Raw genomic sequence first — 20,249 nt, forward strand, 5'->3', positions numbered from 1 at the left:
AAAATAAATGATAGAAGTAATTGGAGTCCGTTTTAAAAAAGCGGGTAAAATATATTATTTTGATCCAGGGGAAGAAAAGGTTGCCGGGGATGATTATGTTATCGTGGAAACAGTTCGTGGCATAGAATTTGGTAAAGTAGTCATTGCTAGTAAACGGGTTGATGAAGAAGATGTCGTGCTTCCTTTAAAACGGGTTATTCGCATCGCAACGGAACAAGATAAGCGTACCGTTGTAGAAAATCAACTGCAAGCAAAAAAAGCAATTGACGCTTGCACAGATAAAATTATTGAGCATCAGCTTGAGATGAATCTTGTTGATGTTGAATATACATTTGACCGTAATAAAATTATCTTTTACTTTACAGCTGACGGACGCATTGATTTCCGCAATCTAGTAAAAGATCTTGCATCTATGTTTAAAACAAGAATTGAATTGCGGCAGATTGGCGTGCGTGATGAAGCAAAGATGCTGGGCGGAATTGGCCCATGTGGCCGCATGCTTTGCTGTTCAACCTTTTTAGGTGACTTTGAACCCGTTTCAATCAAAATGGCGAAGGACCAAAATCTATCCCTTAATCCGGCGAAAATTTCTGGATTATGTGGACGGTTAATGTGCTGCCTTAAATATGAAAATGATCATTATGAGGAAGCAAAACGTGAAATGCCTGATTTTGGTGAAACACTCAAAACAACTTACGGAAAAGGTAAGGTTGTTGGTCTAAATATTTTAGAAAAGCTTGTTCAAGTCGAGTTATTTGAACAAGAACGCACGATTGAATATACATTAGATGAAATGATCGAAGAAGGAATCTTAGCGCAGGCCACAAAATAAAGAGGTGAGTTGGCGTGAATAACAGGCAAATTTTTGACCAAGTCTCTGATATGGAGAAACAAATTGGTGAACTATACGAACAGCTGGGTGATTTAAAAGGAAGACTAAGCAGTCTCCTTGAGGAAAATCACAGGCTGCAAGTAGAAAATCATAACTTGCGCAATCATTTAGAGCAAACAAATGAAGAAACCCAATCAACTGAAGCAGCAGAGAAGCATTCGGTCAAAGGACTTCTTCCTGGTGAAGGTCATGATAATCTTGCAAGATTATATGAAGAAGGATTCCATATTTGTAATCTGGAATTTGGCAGCCCAAGACAAGATGAAGACTGCATCTTCTGTTTGGATTTTTTCGCAAAAAGAACATAATAAAAAAGCACAAAGCTGCCCACTTATACAGGGGGCAGCTTTCTTAATCAATTGGAACTGTTTCTGGCAGATATAACCTGCTAAATGTTATTAGCAGTCAGCATTACCAAACTGACGATTACTGCAATGAATTATGTTAAAAGAGAAGGAGGGGTGAAAGTGGTTGAACTATATGATGACGAAAGACTTGATTACCTATTAGCAGATGAATCCATGCAAATTATCCAAAGTCCAACAGCATTTGCATTTTCACTGGATGCAGTATTGCTCGCGCATTTTGTACGTATTCCAATTAAACGAGGAACCATTCTCGATTTATGTACAGGAAACGGAGCGATTCCCCTGTTGCTGTCTAAACGAACAGATGCCAAAATAACGGGTGTAGAAATCCAAGAACGAATTTTTAATATGGCAGAGCGAAGTATTACTTTAAATAACTTGAAGGACCAACTTGATGTGATTCATGGTGATTTAAAAGAGATGCAGCCAATTCTTGGACAGAGCAGCTTTGATGTTGTGACTTGCAATCCGCCCTATTTCCGTTCACCAAAGGAAACGGAGCATAATGAAAATGAATATTTAACCATTGCAAGACATGAAGTCTATTGTACCTTAGAGGATGTAGTCCGTGCATGCAAGCTGCATGTTCGTCCGGGCGGGAAGGTAGCAATGGTCCACCGACCAGGAAGACTTATTGATATTATTGCACTTTTCAGGCAATATAAATTAGAGCCAAAACGAATTCAATTTGTATATCCAAAGCAGGGCAAGGAAGCAAATATGCTTTTAATTGAAGGAATACGGGACGGAAAAGCAGATATAAAAATACTCCCTCCTTTATATATTTATCGTGAGAATGGATCATATACGGAGGAGGCTGAGAAGATTATCTATGGACGATAAGGAGCATCTCGTATATATGTTGAAATGCAAAGATAATACATTATATACTGGTTACACGAATAACTTAGAGCATCGACTGCAGATGCACGCATCGGGAAAAGGAGCGAAATATACTCGCGGCCGCGGTCCTTTTGAAGTTGTTTATACAGAAAGATTTATTACGAAAGAAGAAGCTTTGCAAAGGGAATACCAAATTAAACAGCTTCCCCGTGCAAAAAAGAATGTATTGATTGAGACTAGAGGAAGTGCTGACGAATGAATATTCAAAAGAGCTTTGAAAATGAACAAGAAGGTGCCATTTATTTTGTACCGACCCCAATTGGCAATCTGGAGGATATCACTTACCGTGCACTGAAAATCTTGAAAGAAGCAACGGTTATTGCTGCAGAGGATACACGTAATACGAAAAAACTGCTGAATTACTTTGAAATAACCAACCCGCTTACGAGCTACCATGAACATAATAAGCGGGAAAAAACAGATCAATTCGTTATACAAGCAAAAGAAGGAGCAAAAATTGCTCTTGTTAGTGATGCAGGAATGCCAGCAATTTCGGATCCTGGGTCAGAGCTTGTCCAAGCAGCAATTGCTGCTGATGTAAAGGTAGTTGTACTTCCGGGAGCAAATGCTGCATTATGTGCTTTAGTTGGTTCGGGTCTAGAAACAGATGCCTTTTACTTTTATGGATTTTTACCAAGAAAGAAAAAAGAAAAAGAAGCCGTTTTAACCAGGCTGAAAAAGCTTGACGCTTCCATTATTTTCTATGAGTCGCCTTTTCGAGTGAAGGATACAGTAGCTGTTCTTTATGAGCAGCTTGGAAATCGGAAAATTACACTTGCTCGTGAGCTGACAAAGCGTTTTGAAGAATATATTCGCGGAAGTATGGAAGAGGTGCTTGCTTGGACCGAGAAAAGCGAATTAAAGGGAGAATTTGTAATTGTAGTAGAGGGCACTTCTGAAGCTGATTTGCTAGAAGCGGAAGAGGATTGGTGGAGTGCACTTGGAGTTGTTGCACATGTAAAGCATTATATTGAAAAAGACGGGCTTACAAGTAAAGAGGCAATTAAGCAAACAGCGGTGGACCGTAAACTGCCTAAACGGGAAGTCTATCAGGCCTATCACGTGGAAAATGAATAATAGAGAAATTCAAAAACTGGGCTATGTGCAGCCCAGTTTTTTAAATTTTGTCCCCAAACAAAATTTAATTGAATACTTTTCCCATCCTCTAGAAAATAAGGAATCCCCGTTTATTTAAGACGGGATTCAATTTCTTTAACCAGAGTTTCTGCACCCTCTTGGCTAAGAATTAATTTCCCGCCTGCTAAAAGCAAGTTGTCATCAGATACTTCACCAGTAATCTGGCACGTCATTCTTGAAGAAAATTTCTTTAAAATAATTTTGTCGTCATCCACATAAATCTCGATAGGATCCTTTTCGTGAATGTCTAATGTGCGTCGCAGCTCAATTGGTATAACAACACGTCCCAACTCATCGACTTTACGAACAATTCCAGTAGATTTCATACTCTTTCCTCCCCAATAATGTATGGAATTTGATTATGCTCCAAAAGAGTGAATCAAATATCCTTTTACTTATTGATGCTTGCTGCAGGAAGTTTCTGCTTCCATTCTCTTTTTCTATCACAAACACCATTTTAAAAATAGTCTGAATAAGGCGATAGTAAAGACACCTTTCTCAGCAATAGAATAACAATTCTACTATTTAAAGTCAATTTTTATTCTCAAAATATTAATTAGTTAGAAAATTTACACTCCAACTTTTTATTCCCCTTTTGAATAATTATTTCTTAAAATAGTAAAGTTGTTTTATCCATATTAGATAGTGGAAATACTGGTTATTTAAGGATGGTTAAATTGACAGTAGATTCCCAAATAAGTAAATCATGCAAAGGTTTCCTTTATTATCTATAGTAAAGCTGCTAATGTCAATGGTAAAAGTGAAAACTTTATAATAAGAGCGTCTGTTATTACGCTATTTAACAGCGTTTTCCTGTAAAAATACGTTGTTGGATTATTTTCTCAATTGGAGAAAATATCTTATTTTGATTATCCATCAAAAGAATTCGTTTGTTTTGACATCATCTAAAAGACAGCTGGCTGGTTCTTTTCGAGACAGCATGTGAAAAGAAGGTTCAGTAATTATAAGTGTTAATTTCCATGATGATTTGGCAAACTTAATTATAGTCGTTACAATAGAATGTATACTATAATGGTATTAGAAATGAGGAGGTTCGGTATGGAACAGAAAAAGAAAACCTTTTATATAACAACACCAATTTATTATCCAAGCGGAAAGCTACATATCGGAAATGCGTATTCTACAATTGCATGTGATGTAATGGCAAGGTATAAACGTATGACAGGCTATGATGTTTTTTACCTGACAGGCAGTGATGAGCATGGTCAAAAGATCGAGCAGAAAGCAAATGAATTAAATATTACTCCACAGAAATATGTAGATAATATGGCTGAGGGCATGCAGAAGCTGTGGAAGCTTCTTGATATCAGCAATGATAAATTTATTCGTACGACAGACTCTGTGCACAAGAAAGTTGTAGCAGATATTTTCGAGCGTTTTCTTGAACAGGGTGATATTTATTTAGATGAGTATGAAGGCTGGTATTCTATTCCAGATGAGACCTTTTATACTGAAACACAGTTAGTTGATGTAGAACGTGATGCTGACGGAAATGTGATTGCAGGTAAATCTCCCGACAGTGGACATCCAGTTGAACTAATTAAAGAGGAATCCTATTTCTTTAAGATGAGTAAGTATGCTGATCGATTATTGGAGTACTATAATACACATCCGGATTTCATTCAGCCAGAATCGCGTAAGAATGAGATGATTAATAACTTCATTAAACCAGGTCTGGAGGATTTAGCGGTATCACGTACTGTATTCTCATGGGGAATTCAGGTTCCAAGCAATCCAAAGCATGTTGTCTATGTGTGGATTGATGCTTTAGCGAACTATATTACAGCGCTTGGCTATGGTACAGATGATCCTGAACTGTTTAATAAATATTGGCCTGCCGATGTGCATATGGTCGGTAAGGAAATCGTGCGTTTCCATACGATTTATTGGCCAATTATGCTAATGGCACTTGATTTGCCATTACCGAAGAAGGTTTTTGGACATGGCTGGTTATTAATGAAAGACGGAAAAATGTCCAAGTCAAAAGGGAATGTCGTTTATCCAGAAATGCTTGTTGAGCGCTATGGCTTAGATGCACTTCGCTATTATTTAATGCGTGAAGTTGCCTTTGGAAGTGACGGTGTCTTTACGCCGGAAGATTTCGTATCCCGCGTGAATTATGATTTAGCGAATGACTTGGGGAACCTGCTTAATCGTACAGTTGCCATGATTAATAAATACTTTACTGGTGAAGTTCCTGCATATAATGGTGAGGTTACTGGCTTTGATAAGGACCTTGAACAAACTGCAGGAAAAGTAATCACAAGTTACCAGGAAGAAATGGAAAAAATGCAATTTAGCAGTGCACTAACACAAGTATGGAAGTTAATCTCCCGTGCAAATAAATATATTGATGAAACAGAGCCATGGAAGCTTGCGAAAGAAGAGGACAAAAAGCCAGAGCTTGAAAGTGTCATGTTCCACTTAGCTGAGACATTGCGAATCGCAGCAACGCTTTTACAGCCATTCTTAACAAATGCACCGAAAGAAATCTTCGCACAGCTAGGACTTGAAGATGTACAAGCTGGTGAATGGGAAGCAGTTCAATTTGGCAATTTCCCTGCAGGTGCCAACGTAGTGAAAAAAGGTACACCAATCTTCCCGCGCCTTGAAACTGAAGAAGAAGCAGAATATATCCGTTCACAAATGGCTGGCGGAGTTAGTAAAGAAGTAGAATGGGACCCAGAAGAAACAGAACTTATTTCAACTAAAGAAAAACAAATTAAATTTGAGCACTTTGATAAAGTGGAGTTAAAAGTTGCAGAAGTTATCGCATGCAGCAAAGTAGAAGGAGCAGATAAACTGCTTAAATTCCGTCTTGATGCAGGTGATAAAGCGCATCGCCAGATTCTTTCAGGAATTGCGGAATACTATCCAGACCCTGGGGAACTAGTTGGGAAGAAGGTTGTTATTGTTGCCAACTTGAAACCTCGTAAGATGCGCGGTGAGGTCAGTCAGGGTATGATTTTATCTACTGAAGATGAAGGAAAACTGAAAGTAATTGAAGCACCAACAGATGTTGCGAACGGCTCACCGATTTCATAAGAAAGAATGACAAGGAAATACCCTGCTGTATGGAAGCAGGGTATTCTTTGTATTATGCTACTTTAAATTTAGAATAAAGGATGAGGAATTATGTTATTTGACACACATATGCATTTAAATGCCTGGCAATTTAAAGAAGATAGAGAAGATGCAATTCAGCGTGCTTGGGATGCAGGAGTAAAGTATATGGTTGTCGTTGGCTTTGATCATGAGACGATACCACTTGCGATAGAGATTGCAGAGCAAAATGAACATATCTATGCTGCAGTAGGATGGCATCCGGTTGATGCAATTGATATGACGGAAAAGGAATTAACCTGGATAGAAGAATTATCCGAGCATCCGAAGGTCGTAGCGCTTGGAGAGATGGGGTTGGACTATCACTGGGATAAATCACCTAAGGATGTTCAAAAGGAAGTTTTTCGTAAACAAATCCGTCTCGCTAAAAAGCTTGATATGCCAATCATTATCCATAATCGTGAGGCCACAGAGGATATTATCCAAATTCTTAAGGAGGAGGATGCCCAATCGGTTGGCGGTATTATGCATTGCTACAATGATTCTGTTCAATATGTACAGGCATGTCTTGATATGAACTTTTATATATCACTTGGAGGACCAGTAACATTCAAAAATGCGCCGCTTCCAAAAGAGGTAGCAAAGGAAGTGCCGCTGGATCGTTTGCTCATTGAAACAGATGCACCATATCTTGCGCCGCATCCGAATCGCGGCAAACGAAATGAGCCAGCATATGTGAGGCTTGTTGCAGAGAAAATTGCAGAACTAAGGGAAACGTCGCTGGAAGAGATAGCTCAGCAAACAACAGAAAATGCACTTCGTTTATTTAGGATTTCTTCTAAAGAATAATGATATGATTAGATTGAAGCATATCATTTAAAAATGGGATATGGGGTGAGGAAATGAAAGTTTTAACAGTAGGGGCAAGTGGGACAATTGGAAAGGCAGTTGTAAGAGAGCTAGAGGCAGATGGCGTGGAAGTTGTGAAAGCAAGCCGTAATAATTCGAGTGTAAAGGTTGATATAACTTCAATAGAAAGTATAAAGGCAATGTTTAAGAAGGTTGGTAAGATAGATGCACTTGTTGCAACATTGGGATCTGCTCATTTTGGTTCAGTAGAGGAAATGACACCTGAACAAAATCAAATAGCTGTGAACAGTAAACTTCTTGGACAAATCAACTTAGTACTTTTAGGCTTAAGCTTTATTCGAGATAAAGGAAGTATAACGTTGACTACGGGTGTCTTAATGGATGATCCTTTAGTTGGAGCGGCATCTGCTGCCATGGCGAATGGGGGCGTCCGTGCTTTTGTAAAATCCGCAGCCATTGAAATGCCAAGAGGAATTCGAATAAATAGTGTCAGCCCTACAGTCCTTGAAGAATCAATAGATAAGTATGGCTCCTTATTTGCAGGTTTTGAACCTGTTAAAGCTAAAAGTGTTGCACTAGCTTTCAAAAAAAGTATCTATGGTGCACAAACCGGTCAGAGCTATAATGTTTATTAAAGTTGCAAGAGAATGCCTTGTGAAAATATAATGAATAAGGAAACCCCAAATTAAAGTTCAGCTTTAATTTGGGGTTTTTCCATATAATAGCATAGCTTAGTCCAGTTTATTTATTATCATCCTTATACAGTAATGTAAGGATAAAGAATAAAACAAAACTTAGGAGCAGTGCCACGCCGCCACCAATATAGATGATTAACGTCAGGGTTTCCGGCAGATTAAATGGTTTTAACATGTATAACCACATACCTGCAGATAATCCAACAGAACCAATAATTGCCGTCCAGACATGTAAGGTTGTTAACTTTGTACGCTGCACTTGAAAAACCTTATAAAATACGGCCCACCCAAATAGAGATAACCATCCAACTACTAAAATGTGTGCGTGAATGGCACGGAAGGCATAAGACCCTGCACCAGCCATATGAGCCCCTAGTGTTGCACCAATAACCCCAAATAAACCTGAGAACTGCAATAGTAATTTGCTTTGTTTATTCATAATAATCTTACCTCCTGTTTCACATGAAACATATTACATAAAATGTACATTTTTTATATGAACGGAAGATGAATATTAGATTACAAATGTATCGGTTTTGTAATTATGCAGTGTTTAACTATTTTATACTTTAGGATATTTTAAATGAATAAGTATGTTTACCTTTTAATAATAAATCGACATAAATGTCTATTTTTCCTCACAGAGGAAATTTACTCCCGAAAGCTTTGACTTTTTGCAAAAAAACTGTAAAATTTGTCGTATTTATAGAAAATCATGGAAATGTAACTCTTTAATATAAAGCGGCTCCTATTTTAAATTGAATCTTCAGTTATTTTTTAATCGCAGGTGCCTCAAGGGATTAGGGTGATCTGAAAACTATTGAAATATAAAACAGCTAGAAATGTAACCTAATTGTAATTTGATTGTAAACGGAATTGCTTTGACTATACATATACCTGTTTACTATAATCAATTTCGTACAAGGAGGCAGGAGCATGAAATTTATTCATAAGCTTATGCTGGCATCAAAAACGAAAATGATTCTTTCGACAATTGGTGTCTTAGCGCTTGTTTTATTTTCTGGCTATGTAGTTTATGAGACTGCAAAAGCTGAGGTTGTAATTGTAAACAACGGAGAAGAACAAGTAGTTCACACACATAAGAATACTGTTGAAGAATTATTTGCAGAAGCAGGCATTACTGTTGGTGCACATGATGCGATATCACATGAGATCGATGCACCGGTAGAGAATGGCATGAAAATTGATTATAAGACAGCAATGCAGGTCACTGTCGTAATAGATGGTACTGCAGAGAGTTTCTATACAACAGAAGATACAATACAAGGGTTTTATAAAGAACAAAACCTATCCTTTTCAGAACATGATGATGTTTCGCATCAGCAAACAGAGGCAATTGAAGATGGCTTAGAAATTAATGTAACAAAGGCCTATGACGTTGCAATCAATGATGGCGGAGAAAAAAAGGTCGTTTCAGCAACAGGGGGAACGGTGGAGGAATTACTTGCCAATCATGATATTGTGTTAAATGATGCAGATAAAATCAAACCGGGTTTGGATAAAACGGTTAAAAAGGATATGGAGATTTCCATTGTACGTGTAACAACAGAAACAGAGGAAGTGGCAGAGGCCGTTGCTTACAGTACAGAAGAAAAGCAGGATAGTTCTTTGCCGAAGGGTGAAGAGAAAATCATTACTCAAGGCCAAGAAGGTCAGATTGTAAAAGAGTATAAAATTACGAAAGAAAATGGCAAGGAAGTAAATCGTGAACTTGTTGATGAAGAAGTGAAAAAGGAAAGTGTGAATCATGTTGTAGCAGTTGGCACAAAAGAAGCCACTCAAAAATCAGATTCCAATCTTGTTACACTATCTGATAAATCAAGTAATGAACCATCAGGCGGAAAGACACTAACAGTGACAGCGAGTGCATTTACTGCAAGTTGCAGTGGTTGTTCAGGAGTTACTTCAACGGGAATTAATTTACAAGCAAATCCAAATATGAAAGTAATTGCGGTGGATCCGAATGTCATACCGCTTGGCTCAAAAGTTTGGGTTGAAGGTTATGGTGTTGCAGTAGCTGGGGATACAGGCGGAGCAATCAAAGGTAATCGAATTGATGTCCATGTGCCCAATAAATCGGCAGCATACAGCTGGGGTGTACGCACCGTGCAAGTGAAAATTATAAACTAAATGGATTAATATATAGGAATTCATGCTCTTCTCATGCTAAAATCATGGGAGGAGCTTTATTCTTATACTGGAGGAAAAGGTTTGAAAATAAAAGAGATTATTGTTGTTGAAGGCAAGGACGATACAGCAAAAATTCGTCAAGCAATCGATGCGGATACAATTGAAACAAATGGTTCAGCTGTTAATAAAGAAATATTAAATCGTATTAAACATGCAAAGGAAAAACGTGGTGTCATTATTTTCACTGATCCTGATTATCCAGGTCAGCGGATTCGACATATCGTTGATCAGGCGGTCCCTGGCTGTAAACATGCATTTCTTACACAGGATGAGGCTCGCGCAAAAAATCCGCATCATAATAGTCTTGGAATTGAGCATGCTAGCCCTGAGACAATCCGTGAAGCTTTAGGTAAGGTTTATGAACTTACTGATAATCTAGAGGGTGAGATTACGAAAGAAGACTTAGTGAATCAGCGTTTAATCGGTGTAAGAGAAGCAAGTGAACGCCGGCGTATGCTTGGTGAATACCTAAAAATAGGACATACAAATGGAAAACAGCTGCTTAGACGGTTAAACCAATTCCAAATAACAAAACAGGAATTTGAAGCTGCACTCGAAGCAATCGAGCAGGAGGATTAGTCATGTCAAAGAAATATATCGCAACACCTTCCAAAACGAAGGAAATATTAAATAAATATAAGTTCTCTTTTAAAAAGAGTCTGGGGCAAAACTTTTTAGTTGATGTAAACGTTCTAGAAAATATAATAAATCATGCAAATATAGATAAGTCTGCAGGTGCAATAGAAATTGGACCTGGGATCGGCGCGCTGACAGAGCAATTAGCAATTCACGCAGATAAAGTCGTAGCATTCGAAATTGACCAGCGTTTATTACCAATTTTGGAAGATACACTTGGTGCCTATTCGAATGTGGAAGTTATTCATCAAGATATATTAAAGGCGGACGTTACAGAAGTAATAAAGAATCATTTTAAAGATAATCAGGCCATTCATGTGGTTGCAAATTTACCATATTATATTACAACACCAATTTTAATGAAGCTGCTTCATGATCGCCTGCCAGTTGATAGTATTACGGTTATGATTCAAAAAGAGGTAGCTGAACGGATGGCGGCAAGACCAAATAGTAAAAGCTATGGGTCGTTAACAATTGCTATCCAGTACTATACGTATGCAAAAGTAGTAATGACGGTTCCAAAGACTGTTTTCAATCCACAGCCAAATGTTGATTCAAGTATTCTTCAGCTGGAGTTGAGGACAGAGCCAGCTGTACAAGTTGACGATGAGGAGTTCTTCTTTGGGGTAGTGAAGGCTAGCTTTGCTCAAAGAAGAAAAACGTTAAGAAATAATTTAACAAATTACTTTGCAGATAAGTTTGATAAAGCAAAAGTTGACGTTATTTTACAGGGAATTGGTATTGATGGCACCCGTCGGGGTGAATCTCTTGATATTGAGGAATTTGCAAAGCTCGCGAATGCTTTTTATCAGGAAACAAATCAAGAGAATTAATTCAGAGCTGGCATTATGCGGAAAAGGCATGATGTCAGCTCTTTTTTACTGGAGGTCAACAGTTCCGAAGTATCCCTCACTTTCCACAATCGGCTGTTGGGCCCCTTCCGTACTAACACACTTTAGTCCTGAACTCCAGCTGGAATCTCGGGATAGTTGGACTGTTTAGTGCAAATATTAATCGTTATTTTATTGAATGATACAGAGCGGTGTTTTACAAAGTAATTAGTTTGAAAGTTATATGTCGGAACAAAAAATTCAGGTTTTAGTTATTATTAAAATTATGTGGTAAAATGACTGAATATATAGACATGGAGGAGGGGGAGGAAATGGGAGTACCAAAGCATACTGTTTCTGCTGCAGCGATTGTTATAAACGATCATAATGAAATATTATTAATCAGGGGCCCAAGACGGGGGTGGGAAATGCCCGGTGGTCAGGTAGAAGAGGGTGAATCACTCAAAGCTGCTGCAATTAGGGAAGTAAAAGAAGAGTCTGGAATTGATATTAAGCTAACAAAGTTCTGTGGTATTTTTCAAAATGTAACCTCCAGTATTTGTAATGCTTTATTTTTAGCAAAACCACTTGGTGGTGTCCCAACGACGAGTCCTGAAAGCTTAGAGGTCGGATTCTTTCCAATTGAAGATGCGTTGGAGATGGTTACCTGTGGAAACTTTAGACAGCGAATTGAGTATTGCTTAGAACCCTCTTTTCACCCCTTTTTGGTGGAATTCGAGGTGTAAAAAATGTTGACATCGATGAATAAGGAGAAATAGAATGGTGGATTGCGTTTTTTGTCATACAGATTTGGAATCTGATCAGCGTATTGTCTTTGAAAATGAGCATTGTATGTTTCTGCAGTTAGAGCGTGCACAATTATCCGGATCGAGTCTTGAAGGAGCTGGTGTCATTGTTCCGAAAGTCCATCGTGAAACGGTATTCGATTTAACACGAGAGGAATGGAATGCAACATATGATCTACTAAAGGAAGTAAAATCTTATTTGGATAAGAAACATCAGCCTGCTGGTTATAATTTCGGCTGGAATTGTGGTTCGGTTGGCGGTCAGCATATTTTTCATGCACATTTTCACGTTCTGCCAAGGTATGCGGATGAGCCACTGGCAGGGAAAGGGATTCGCTATATGTTTAAGGGTGTACATAATCAGAGGTGATTTGATGCAGTTCGAGAAGATAAATGTGAATCAAAACCGTGAGAAGTTAATAAAGTTTAGAAAGGATTCTTTTCAAGTCAGTTTTGAAAATACGGATGATTTTGGGGATGAATCAGTTTATTTAAATTGGCTGGCTGAGAAAACGATGCTTTTTCCTGAAGGACTTGTTTTTGTAAAGGAGGCTGATAAAGTAATTGGTCAGCTTGAATTAACCATCAGGGAATTTGAGGGAAGAAAAATTGGGTATGTTCATTTGTATTACCTTATACCTGATATGAGAGGAGAGGGCAGAGGCAGCATGCTCCATCAGTATGCAAAGTCTTTTTTTACGAAAAATAAAGTGAATGAGTTTCATCTAAGGGTAGCTCCCGAAAACCATGTTGCAATTAACTTCTATAAAAAGATTGGTATGGAAGAAGTTGGACCTGAATTAGGAGGGAAAGTAATTCGCATGAGGGGGTATTTGTAAAAATTATAAGATAAGAGGAGACAGAGGAAGTTTATAAAAGTGTTTTAGTATTTAGTTTTATTATCTGCCTGAAGATATAAATGCAATACTATCTAGTCATGGAGGGAATATGAATATAATTATTGAGAAAGCGAGAGATGCTCATGCATTGGCTTTATTTTTAACAGAAGTCAATCAGAATAAGCAAACACATATTGGCTATTGTGGCAGGGAATACGAGTGGAACTTAAAAGCCTTGCGAGAAGACTTTCAGACTGCAGATGGTTGGCTTCACTTTTATATTGCAAAAGATTATACAGGGAAAATTGTAGCAGCTCTAGGTGCGGATATAGAGGAAACTACAGCAGAAGTATGGGGACCGTTTAACGAAACGGACACTGTAGAAATTCAAGAAAAATTATGGAAGCAATTTATTAAGGATTATTCAGCTATACAAGATTATTATTTTTTGCTAAATGAAGAAAATCTGCAGCAGCGTCATTTCATGAAGAAAATACGAGCCGAGGAATCCGGAAGGCATCTGCAATTAAATATAAAAAGAGCAGACTTTAAGAACGTCCGTGACCTTCAAAGTGTTTCCTTTACACCAGAGGATGAAGCAGCTTTTACAAAGTTGCATACAGAAACCTTTCCGAATACGTATTATAATGCAAAGACCATAATAAGCAGGCTTAGCAACGGAAATATTTTAAAGCTTTTAAAGGATGATGCTGAGAATCTGCAAGGCTATGCTTATTTTGAACTTGATTACGAACTTGAGGAAGCTTCCTTGGAGTATTTAAGCATTTCTCCTCGTTATCGTGGGCAAGGTATAGGTACAGTGCTTTTAAGAGAGGTTCTAACAGAGATTTTCTCACATCCTGTGTTTACCGAAGTTCAATTAACAGTAGAAGCTGCAAATACAGCGGCGAATCATCTGTATTTTCAAGCTGGATTTAAGACGGGAGATACATTGATCAGCTATCGATGGAAACAGGGCATTCACAACTTAATTTAAACCTTCATAGTTTATACAAGTGATGCTTAAGCTATGGGGTGTGGCTATGGTTGTAAAAGTTGGGGACATCGTGACACGTAAATCGTACCAACATGATTTAATATTTCGTGTGCATCATATCAATAAAGGCAATGTTCAGCTCTATGGGATAGAAATGCGTTTACAGGCAGATGCACCGATGGATGATTTAGAGAAGATTACCGAACCGGATCTTGAAATAAGACAACAGAAGACGAAGGACAAAGAAGAATTTTCATTTCGCTTATTTCATCAGGATTACCAGTTGATGCGTGAAAAAAAGACATATCAGGTTACCAAAGGCTATAGACATAATACAACTCAATTTCAGCTGCCAGCAAAGGTGCTTCATATTGATGGTGATCCGATTTATCTGAGAAAATGTATTATGCTCTATCAGCGTGTCGGTCTGCATGTGCACGGCATTCATTTGCTGGAGAAAGATATGCCACAGGAAATAGGAGATTTAATTGAGAGAATACAGCCTGATATTATAGTTATTACTGGGCATGATGCTTATTCAAAAAACAAAGGAGAGAAAAAGGATTTGCGAGCTTATCGCAATTCAAAGTATTTCGTTGAGGCTGTTCGCGAAGCTCGAAGAATGAATCCTCATTTAGATCAGCTTGTCATTTTCGCAGGAGCGTGTCAATCCCATTTTGAATCATTAATCCGTGCTGGTGCAAATTTCGCCAGCTCACCGCTGCGTATTAATATCCATGCATTAGATCCTGTATATATAGCGGCTAGAATTGCCTATACGCCTTTTATGGAAAGTGTAAACGTGTGGGAAGCTCTCCGTAATACGCTAACAGGTGAAAAGGGTATGGGAGGTATAGAGACACGTGGTTTACTAAGAACGGGAATGCCGTATATTGAAGAAAAGGAAGAAGACGAAGAGCCAGATAATGAAGAAGATATTGTAGCCTTTTAGCACTTGATTTTGGCAAAGAGAATAAGAAATAACAGTTTAACATATAATAAACAGGCATTCGTCGAATGTCTGTTTTTGCTATAAAGAAAAGAAAGAATTATTTTTAATTTCCTAAATGGTACATAAAAAGTTAACAATTGCTAATAATACTAGAAATAGATAAATATTAACTATTGACAGGTAATTTGTATTACTGATATAATGATTAGTTTTATTTGACTGTTGAACAAGCTTGTGATATAATTATCATTAGTGAGGTGGAGTCTATTGGCTAAAACATTGAACGAAATTAAGCAAGGTCTTGACTGCCGTATTGGAAAGCGCTTGAAGTTAAAAGCGAATGGCGGCAGAAGAAAAACAATTGTAAGATCCGGGGTACTGGCGGAAACCTATCCTTCGGTGTTCATAGTTGAATTAGATCAAGACGAGAATGCATTCGAACGTGTTTCATACAGCTATGCAGACGTTCTTACAGAGACCGTAGAATTAAAATTTTTAGAAGATAGAAGTAAAGTAATATTAGTGGAGCAGTAGACCTTGTCTAGTGCTTCTATTTTTTTATCTTTTTTTACCATCATTGCTGTAATTTACTTCGTGTTACTTTCTCTTTTATGGCTAAACTAAGTGTGTCGTAAGCATCATAACAAAAAGGAGCTGTTTTTTCATGGGAAGACGAAAAGGTATGATGTCAGACCAGCTGAAGGAAGAAATTGCTAAGGAGTTAGGATTTTACGACACTGTGAAGCGTGAGGGCTGGGGTGGAATTAAATCCAGAGATGCTGGTAACATGGTAAAACGAGCAATTGAAATGGCGGAAGAAAGTATTGGAAAAGGCAAATCCTAAGGGGTTTGCTTTTTTCCTTTAGTACAGTGATTCAAACTCGCCCATTCAGCATTTATAACAGTCGCGCCTCTATTTGGATTATGATACAATTTGTATAACTTTTGATGTATTAGGCAGGTGAGAGGTTTGACAATCATAGAAAAAGCACCGGCAAAAATCAATTTATCGCTTGATGTATTGCGAAAAAGAAAAAATGATGAATATCACGATGTGGAAATGATTATGACCACAATTGATTTAGCAGACCGATTAGAGTTCATCTCTCTAGAAGAAGATAAGATTGAGATTTCACTTGAAAGCCGATATGTGCCGAATGATGAACGGAATTTAGCGTATAAGGCAGCTAAAGTGTTTAAAAATAGATTTAATATAAAAAAAGGTGTTCATATTAAAATTGATAAAAATATCCCTGTGTCTGCTGGACTGGGCGGAGGAAGTACGGATGCGGCAGCAGTGATTCGCGGACTAAATCGTCTGTGGGAGCTTGATATGCAGCTGCAGGAATTAGGAAATGTTGCAGCACAGTGTGGATCAGATACTTCGTTTAGTCTTTATGGCAATACTGCAATGGCAAAGGGTTATGGTGAAATAATAGAGAGATTGCCACCTCCGCCTCCATGTTGGGTTGTGCTTGCTAAACCAGATATTGGTGTCTCAACTCGAACGATATTTGAGCGGGTAAATGTAGAGGAATTAAGTCACCCTAATAATAAGGCGCTTATTGAAGCACTAAATAATCAGGATTTCCAAGGCATTTGTCATTACATCGGTAATTCATTAGAACCGATTACTTGTAAACTGCATCCTGAGGTCATCCAGATTAAAGAAACGATGAAGCAGCTTGGTTCTCCTGGGGTTCTCATGAGTGGCACAGGGCCGACTGTATATAGTCTAGTTCAGCAGCATCAGAAAGCAAAGCAGATATATAACGGAATGCGTGGCTTTTGTAATGAAGTGTATTTAGTTCGACTATTAGGTTGATATTGCCAGAACACGTATGAAAGTGATATATTAAGATAAAAATATACGGTTTTTGAGGTGTAAAAATGAAAAGAAGTAACCGACTAGTCGTGTTAACAAACTTTTTTCTGGAAAATCCACGTAAACATATCCAATTATCATACTTTGTAAGTCTATGTAGTACAACGAAATCCTCCATCAGTGAAGATCTGGATATCATTCATGCAGTGTTTGAAAGTCAGGGACTTGGTCTTTTACACCGAACTACTGGTGCGGGTGGAGGCGTTTCTTATATTCCAGAAAATGCGGAGGAACATAGTGATCAGTTTATTCGTGCGCTATGTGATAAGTTAGCTGATCCAGAGCGGATATTGCCTGGTGGCTATTTATATATGAGTGATTTACTGGGTGATCCAAAAACAGTTCGTGAAATTGGCCGGGTCTTTGCTTCTAAATTTGCGAAACTTGATATCGATGCAGTTGTAACAGTTGCTACTAAAGGGATTCCTCTAGCATATGCAGTAGCCTCTTTCTTGGGAGTTCCGGTCATAATTGCAAGAAGAGATCCAAAAGTGACGGAAGGATCATCTGTGAGTATTAATTATGTGTCCGGCTCTTCGCGAAAAATCCAGACGATGGTGCTTCCAAAACGGAGTCTAAAAGAAGGTACAAATGTATGTATTATAGATGACTTTATGAAAGCAGGCGGAACAATCACAGGGATTACCAATTTACTAGCAGAGTTTAATGCTGAGGTAAAGGCAATTGGAGTATTTGCCGAAGCAGATGATGACGATGAAGAAAGAAAAGTAGAGAGCTACACTTCGTTAGTCAAAATTTCAAGTGTGGATTTGAATAGAAAAATCATTGAAATTGTACCAGGGAATTTAAATTAATAGTGAAGCTAATATCCACAGCAGTTTTTGCTTCGCGCACATTCTACGTTGGCAAAGTTCCTCATTTTTTAGTGACTTTCTGCTTCGAACTGTGAAATAAATAAAGAAGTGTCCCCTTTTTTTAGGCAATTGATGTTTAAAGAGAGGGGATTTTCTCGTTTATACCAAAGCTATAACAAATGAAAAGTGATCGTTTTCAATCATGGTAATTTTTATTTTGAAAATATTAAAATTTTTTTAAATAAAAAGCAGGGATTTTAAATCTCTTGTTGAATTACTAATACATAGAGTTTAAATCATATGAGTTTAATTCGAAAAAGGTGGTGAAGCATCGTGGAAGTCACTGACGTAAGATTGCGCCGCGTAAATACAGAGGGCAGAATGCGAGCAATTGCATCTATTACTTTGGATGAAGAATTTGTCGTTCATGATATTCGTGTTATTGATGGAAATAATGGATTGTTTGTAGCAATGCCATCCAAGCGAACTCCAGACGGCGAATTTAGAGATATTGCACATCCAATTAATTCAGGTACTCGGAATAAAATTCAAGATGCAGTGCTGGAAGCGTATCGTTTATCGGGAGAAAGTGAAGTAGAATTTGAAGAAGCAGGAGCTTCCTAATATTGTTATTTTCAAGCAAGAGGGGACTAATCTAAAATAGGTTAGCCTCCTTTTTTATCTTATCTTGTTTTTTACTTAAAGGTATTTGTCTGTCCGTGCTGCTAATTTTTTTAAGTATAACGGTGAAGCCGTTTTGATAAAGTGTATTAGGGCGTGAGCTGGGTTAACTATCTAATGTGAACAGGTGTGAACCAATCAATATTCAAACTGCTGATTACGAAGAGAAAACGCATGGACTGCAAATAATCTCGCCAATCTTGAAATCCATGGGCTTTTGCGTTATATTTTATAATGGATAAATAGAAGTGATGGAGGTTTCTTTATGACGAAACGTTATGCTGTAATACTTGCTGCAGGACAAGGAACAAGAATGAAATCAAAGCTTTATAAGGTGCTGCACCCTGTTGTTGGCAAACCAATGGTACAGCATGTCATTAACAACTTAAATGCAGTAAATCTGGATAAATTAATTACAATTGTCGGATTCGGTGCTGAAAAGGTAAAAGAGGAAATTGGCGATAAGAGTCAATTTGTCATCCAGGAAAAACAATTAGGTACTGGACACGCAGTTTTGCAAGCGGAGGAGCTTCTGAAGGATGCGGAAGGGACGACAATTGTAGCTTGTGGAGATACACCATTGATTACTGGAGAAACCTTCGTAAAATTATTCGAACACCACGAACAATCTAGAGCAAGCGCAACGATTCTAACAGCAAACACTCCTGACCCTGCAGGCTATGGGAGGGTTATTCGCAATGCGAAAAATGAAGTGGAGCGAATCGTTGAGCATAAGGATGCGACAGATGAGGAAAGGTTAGTAAATGAAATAAATACTGGTACATATTGCTTCAATAACCATGAACTTTTCACAGCGCTTCAAAATATAACAAATGATAATGCACAAGGTGAATATTACCTGCCAGATGTTATTGAAGTATTGCGCAATGAATCGAAAAAAATCAGTGCCTTTGTTGCAGCTGACTTTGAAGAAACATTGGGAATTAATGACCGAGTCGCATTAGCACAAGCTGAGAGGATTATGAAAAAACGCCTTAATGAGCAGCATATGCGCAATGGTGTAGCAATTATTGACCCAGATCAAACATATATTGGACCAGATGTGATTATTGAACAGGATGTGACGATTTACCCTGGAACAATAATTAAAGGAAAAACAACGATTAAGACAGATGCCATTATTGGTCCAAACAGTGAACTTGCTGATTGCCATATTGGAGAGGGAACTGCAGTAAAACAAAGTGTTATTCACAACAGTACAGTAGGATCACATGTGAATATTGGGCCATTTGCACATATTCGCCCAGAATCAGTAATTGGAGATCATGCGAAGTTAGGCAACTTTGTAGAAGTGAAGAAGACAACACTTGGAGATAATAGTAAAGTTTCCCATTTAAGCTATATTGGTGATGCCGAAGTAGGAAGTAATGTTAATGTAGGTTGTGGTACAATAACAGTTAACTATGATGGCAAAAAGAAGCATTTAACCACAATAGAAGATAATGCATTTATTGGCTGCAATTCTAATTTAATTGCTCCAGTAACAATCGGAAAGGGTTCTTATGTTGCAGCAGGATCCACCATTAATAAGGATGTGCCAGATAATGCACTATCTATTGCAAGAGCTAGACAATCGAATAAAGAAGACTATGTAGAACGGATTTTTAATCGAAAAAAAGACTAACGG

Annotated in this window: 24 protein-coding genes; 22 read left to right on the forward strand and 2 right to left on the reverse strand. The window is 37.9% G+C overall.

Translation table 11 applies throughout. From position 1 onward, the window contains the following. The first annotated feature begins 7 nt into the window (after window positions 1-7). The 5 genes from NST93_RS14390 (at window position 8) to rsmI (ending at window position 3,240) form a co-directional block, all read left to right on the forward strand. Complete coding sequence (locus NST93_RS14390; protein ID WP_405098198.1) at window positions 8-832, forward strand: stage 0 sporulation family protein; 825 nt, start codon at window positions 8-10, stop codon at window positions 830-832. Between the two features lie 14 nt (window positions 833-846). Continuing rightward, window positions 847-1,200: a DNA replication initiation control protein YabA gene (yabA, locus tag NST93_RS14395; protein ID WP_405098200.1), complete on the forward strand. Its 354-nt coding sequence runs from the start codon at window positions 847-849 to the stop codon at window positions 1,198-1,200. A 159-nt stretch (window positions 1,201-1,359) separates the two neighbouring features. Next, window positions 1,360-2,103, forward strand: a complete 744-nt coding sequence (locus NST93_RS14400) for a tRNA1(Val) (adenine(37)-N6)-methyltransferase (RefSeq protein ID WP_405098202.1) — start codon at window positions 1,360-1,362, stop codon at window positions 2,101-2,103. A 16-nt stretch (window positions 2,104-2,119) separates the two neighbouring features. Then, window positions 2,120-2,362, forward strand: a complete 243-nt coding sequence (locus tag NST93_RS14405; protein ID WP_405098204.1) for a GIY-YIG nuclease family protein — start codon at window positions 2,120-2,122, stop codon at window positions 2,360-2,362. Further along, the gene (rsmI, locus tag NST93_RS14410; protein WP_405098206.1) at window positions 2,359-3,240 is read left to right on the forward strand and encodes a 16S rRNA (cytidine(1402)-2'-O)-methyltransferase; all 882 of its coding nucleotides are present in this window, start codon (window positions 2,359-2,361) and stop codon (window positions 3,238-3,240) included. The genes NST93_RS14405 and rsmI overlap by 4 nt, the downstream gene beginning before the upstream one ends. A 110-nt stretch (window positions 3,241-3,350) precedes the next feature. Here rsmI and NST93_RS14415 read toward each other — a convergent pair whose 3' ends face one another. Then, window positions 3,351-3,626, reverse strand: a complete 276-nt coding sequence (locus NST93_RS14415; protein WP_405098208.1) for an AbrB/MazE/SpoVT family DNA-binding domain-containing protein — start codon at window positions 3,624-3,626, stop codon at window positions 3,351-3,353. A 733-nt stretch (window positions 3,627-4,359) separates the two neighbouring features. On the opposite strand from NST93_RS14415, the gene metG reads away from it, so the two are divergent. The 3 genes from metG to NST93_RS14430 all read left to right on the forward strand — a co-directional run bounded on the left by metG (window position 4,360) and on the right by NST93_RS14430 (window position 7,889). Then, window positions 4,360-6,366 (forward strand): methionine--tRNA ligase, encoded by a 2,007-nt coding sequence (metG, locus tag NST93_RS14420; RefSeq protein WP_405098210.1) that lies wholly within the window; start codon window positions 4,360-4,362, stop codon window positions 6,364-6,366. A gap of 90 nt (window positions 6,367-6,456) precedes the next feature. Beyond that, window positions 6,457-7,233: a TatD family hydrolase gene (locus NST93_RS14425; RefSeq protein ID WP_405098212.1), complete on the forward strand. Its 777-nt coding sequence runs from the start codon at window positions 6,457-6,459 to the stop codon at window positions 7,231-7,233. Window positions 7,234-7,286: 53 nt separating this feature from the next. After that, a complete protein-coding gene (locus NST93_RS14430; protein ID WP_405098214.1) occupies window positions 7,287-7,889 on the forward strand; it encodes a short chain dehydrogenase in 603 nt (200 codons plus the stop codon). Window positions 7,890-7,995: 106 nt separating this feature from the next. Here the strand turns inward: NST93_RS14430 and NST93_RS14435 are convergent, their stop codons facing one another. After that, on the reverse strand, window positions 7,996-8,388 hold the full coding sequence (locus tag NST93_RS14435) for a hypothetical protein (RefSeq protein WP_405098216.1): 393 nt from the start codon (window positions 8,386-8,388) through the stop codon (window positions 7,996-7,998). Window positions 8,389-8,885: 497 nt separating this feature from the next. Between NST93_RS14435 and NST93_RS14440 the strand changes: the two genes are divergently transcribed. From NST93_RS14440 to glmU, 14 genes are all read left to right on the forward strand, one after another. Further along, complete coding sequence (locus NST93_RS14440; RefSeq protein ID WP_405098218.1) at window positions 8,886-10,100, forward strand: ubiquitin-like domain-containing protein; 1,215 nt, start codon at window positions 8,886-8,888, stop codon at window positions 10,098-10,100. Between the two features lie 81 nt (window positions 10,101-10,181). Further along, window positions 10,182-10,739: a ribonuclease M5 gene (gene rnmV, locus NST93_RS14445; protein WP_405098220.1), complete on the forward strand. Its 558-nt coding sequence runs from the start codon at window positions 10,182-10,184 to the stop codon at window positions 10,737-10,739. 2 nt (window positions 10,740-10,741) lie between these two features. After that, window positions 10,742-11,629, forward strand: a complete 888-nt coding sequence (gene rsmA / locus NST93_RS14450) for a 16S rRNA (adenine(1518)-N(6)/adenine(1519)-N(6))-dimethyltransferase RsmA (protein WP_405098222.1) — start codon at window positions 10,742-10,744, stop codon at window positions 11,627-11,629. Window positions 11,630-11,958: 329 nt separating this feature from the next. Further along, complete coding sequence (locus NST93_RS14455; protein WP_405098224.1) at window positions 11,959-12,372, forward strand: NUDIX hydrolase; 414 nt, start codon at window positions 11,959-11,961, stop codon at window positions 12,370-12,372. Window positions 12,373-12,406: 34 nt separating this feature from the next. Continuing rightward, on the forward strand, window positions 12,407-12,802 hold the full coding sequence (locus tag NST93_RS14460; protein WP_405098226.1) for an HIT family protein: 396 nt from the start codon (window positions 12,407-12,409) through the stop codon (window positions 12,800-12,802). 4 nt (window positions 12,803-12,806) lie between these two features. After that, window positions 12,807-13,271 (forward strand): GNAT family N-acetyltransferase, encoded by a 465-nt coding sequence (locus NST93_RS14465; RefSeq protein ID WP_405098228.1) that lies wholly within the window; start codon window positions 12,807-12,809, stop codon window positions 13,269-13,271. A gap of 109 nt (window positions 13,272-13,380) precedes the next feature. Next, complete coding sequence (locus NST93_RS14470; RefSeq protein ID WP_405098231.1) at window positions 13,381-14,268, forward strand: GNAT family N-acetyltransferase; 888 nt, start codon at window positions 13,381-13,383, stop codon at window positions 14,266-14,268. 46 nt (window positions 14,269-14,314) lie between these two features. After that, window positions 14,315-15,220: a sporulation peptidase YabG gene (gene yabG / locus NST93_RS14475; RefSeq protein ID WP_405098233.1), complete on the forward strand. Its 906-nt coding sequence runs from the start codon at window positions 14,315-14,317 to the stop codon at window positions 15,218-15,220. Window positions 15,221-15,487: 267 nt separating this feature from the next. Continuing rightward, a complete protein-coding gene (gene veg / locus NST93_RS14480) occupies window positions 15,488-15,754 on the forward strand; it encodes a biofilm formation stimulator Veg (RefSeq protein WP_405098235.1) in 267 nt (88 codons plus the stop codon). A gap of 130 nt (window positions 15,755-15,884) precedes the next feature. Beyond that, window positions 15,885-16,064, forward strand: a complete 180-nt coding sequence (locus NST93_RS14485) for a small, acid-soluble spore protein, alpha/beta type (protein WP_405098237.1) — start codon at window positions 15,885-15,887, stop codon at window positions 16,062-16,064. A gap of 126 nt (window positions 16,065-16,190) precedes the next feature. Next, window positions 16,191-17,045, forward strand: coding sequence for a 4-(cytidine 5'-diphospho)-2-C-methyl-D-erythritol kinase (ispE, locus tag NST93_RS14490; protein ID WP_405098239.1), 855 nt, complete (start codon window positions 16,191-16,193; stop codon window positions 17,043-17,045). Window positions 17,046-17,110: 65 nt separating this feature from the next. Then, a complete protein-coding gene (purR, locus tag NST93_RS14495; protein WP_405098241.1) occupies window positions 17,111-17,920 on the forward strand; it encodes a pur operon repressor in 810 nt (269 codons plus the stop codon). A 333-nt stretch (window positions 17,921-18,253) separates the two neighbouring features. Beyond that, entirely contained in the window at window positions 18,254-18,544 is a 291-nt protein-coding gene (gene spoVG / locus NST93_RS14500; protein ID WP_206270637.1) for a septation regulator SpoVG, read from the forward strand. Window positions 18,545-18,866: 322 nt separating this feature from the next. Further along, window positions 18,867-20,246: a bifunctional UDP-N-acetylglucosamine diphosphorylase/glucosamine-1-phosphate N-acetyltransferase GlmU gene (gene glmU / locus NST93_RS14505; protein ID WP_405098243.1), complete on the forward strand. Its 1,380-nt coding sequence runs from the start codon at window positions 18,867-18,869 to the stop codon at window positions 20,244-20,246. Window positions 20,247-20,249 lie beyond the last annotated feature (3 nt).

Origin of the sequence: Oceanobacillus sp. FSL H7-0719 (assembly GCF_045040795.1) — a bacterium.
Taxonomy (GTDB): domain Bacteria; phylum Bacillota; class Bacilli; order Bacillales; family Amphibacillaceae; genus Oceanobacillus.

Coding starts and splice junctions, on each gene's coding strand:
- glmU (WP_405098243.1), top strand. CDS start 18,867: ATGACGAAACGTTATGCTGTAATACTTGCTGCAGGACAAGGAACAAGA.
- NST93_RS14465 (WP_405098228.1), top strand. CDS start 12,807: ATGCAGTTCGAGAAGATAAATGTGAATCAAAACCGTGAGAAGTTAATA.
- NST93_RS14440 (WP_405098218.1), top strand. CDS start 8,886: ATGAAATTTATTCATAAGCTTATGCTGGCATCAAAAACGAAAATGATT.
- rsmA (WP_405098222.1), top strand. CDS start 10,742: ATGTCAAAGAAATATATCGCAACACCTTCCAAAACGAAGGAAATATTA.
- NST93_RS14390 (WP_405098198.1), top strand. CDS start 8: ATGATAGAAGTAATTGGAGTCCGTTTTAAAAAAGCGGGTAAAATATAT.
- metG (WP_405098210.1), top strand. CDS start 4,360: ATGGAACAGAAAAAGAAAACCTTTTATATAACAACACCAATTTATTAT.
- NST93_RS14415 (WP_405098208.1), bottom strand. CDS start 3,626: ATGAAATCTACTGGAATTGTTCGTAAAGTCGATGAGTTGGGACGTGTT.
- purR (WP_405098241.1), top strand. CDS start 17,111: ATGAAAAGAAGTAACCGACTAGTCGTGTTAACAAACTTTTTTCTGGAA.
- NST93_RS14470 (WP_405098231.1), top strand. CDS start 13,381: ATGAATATAATTATTGAGAAAGCGAGAGATGCTCATGCATTGGCTTTA.
- NST93_RS14435 (WP_405098216.1), bottom strand. CDS start 8,388: ATGAATAAACAAAGCAAATTACTATTGCAGTTCTCAGGTTTATTTGGG.
- rsmI (WP_405098206.1), top strand. CDS start 2,359: ATGAATATTCAAAAGAGCTTTGAAAATGAACAAGAAGGTGCCATTTAT.
- NST93_RS14430 (WP_405098214.1), top strand. CDS start 7,287: ATGAAAGTTTTAACAGTAGGGGCAAGTGGGACAATTGGAAAGGCAGTT.
- NST93_RS14485 (WP_405098237.1), top strand. CDS start 15,885: ATGGGAAGACGAAAAGGTATGATGTCAGACCAGCTGAAGGAAGAAATT.
- NST93_RS14460 (WP_405098226.1), top strand. CDS start 12,407: ATGGTGGATTGCGTTTTTTGTCATACAGATTTGGAATCTGATCAGCGT.
- NST93_RS14405 (WP_405098204.1), top strand. CDS start 2,120: ATGTTGAAATGCAAAGATAATACATTATATACTGGTTACACGAATAAC.
- NST93_RS14455 (WP_405098224.1), top strand. CDS start 11,959: ATGGGAGTACCAAAGCATACTGTTTCTGCTGCAGCGATTGTTATAAAC.
- yabG (WP_405098233.1), top strand. CDS start 14,315: ATGGTTGTAAAAGTTGGGGACATCGTGACACGTAAATCGTACCAACAT.
- NST93_RS14425 (WP_405098212.1), top strand. CDS start 6,457: ATGTTATTTGACACACATATGCATTTAAATGCCTGGCAATTTAAAGAA.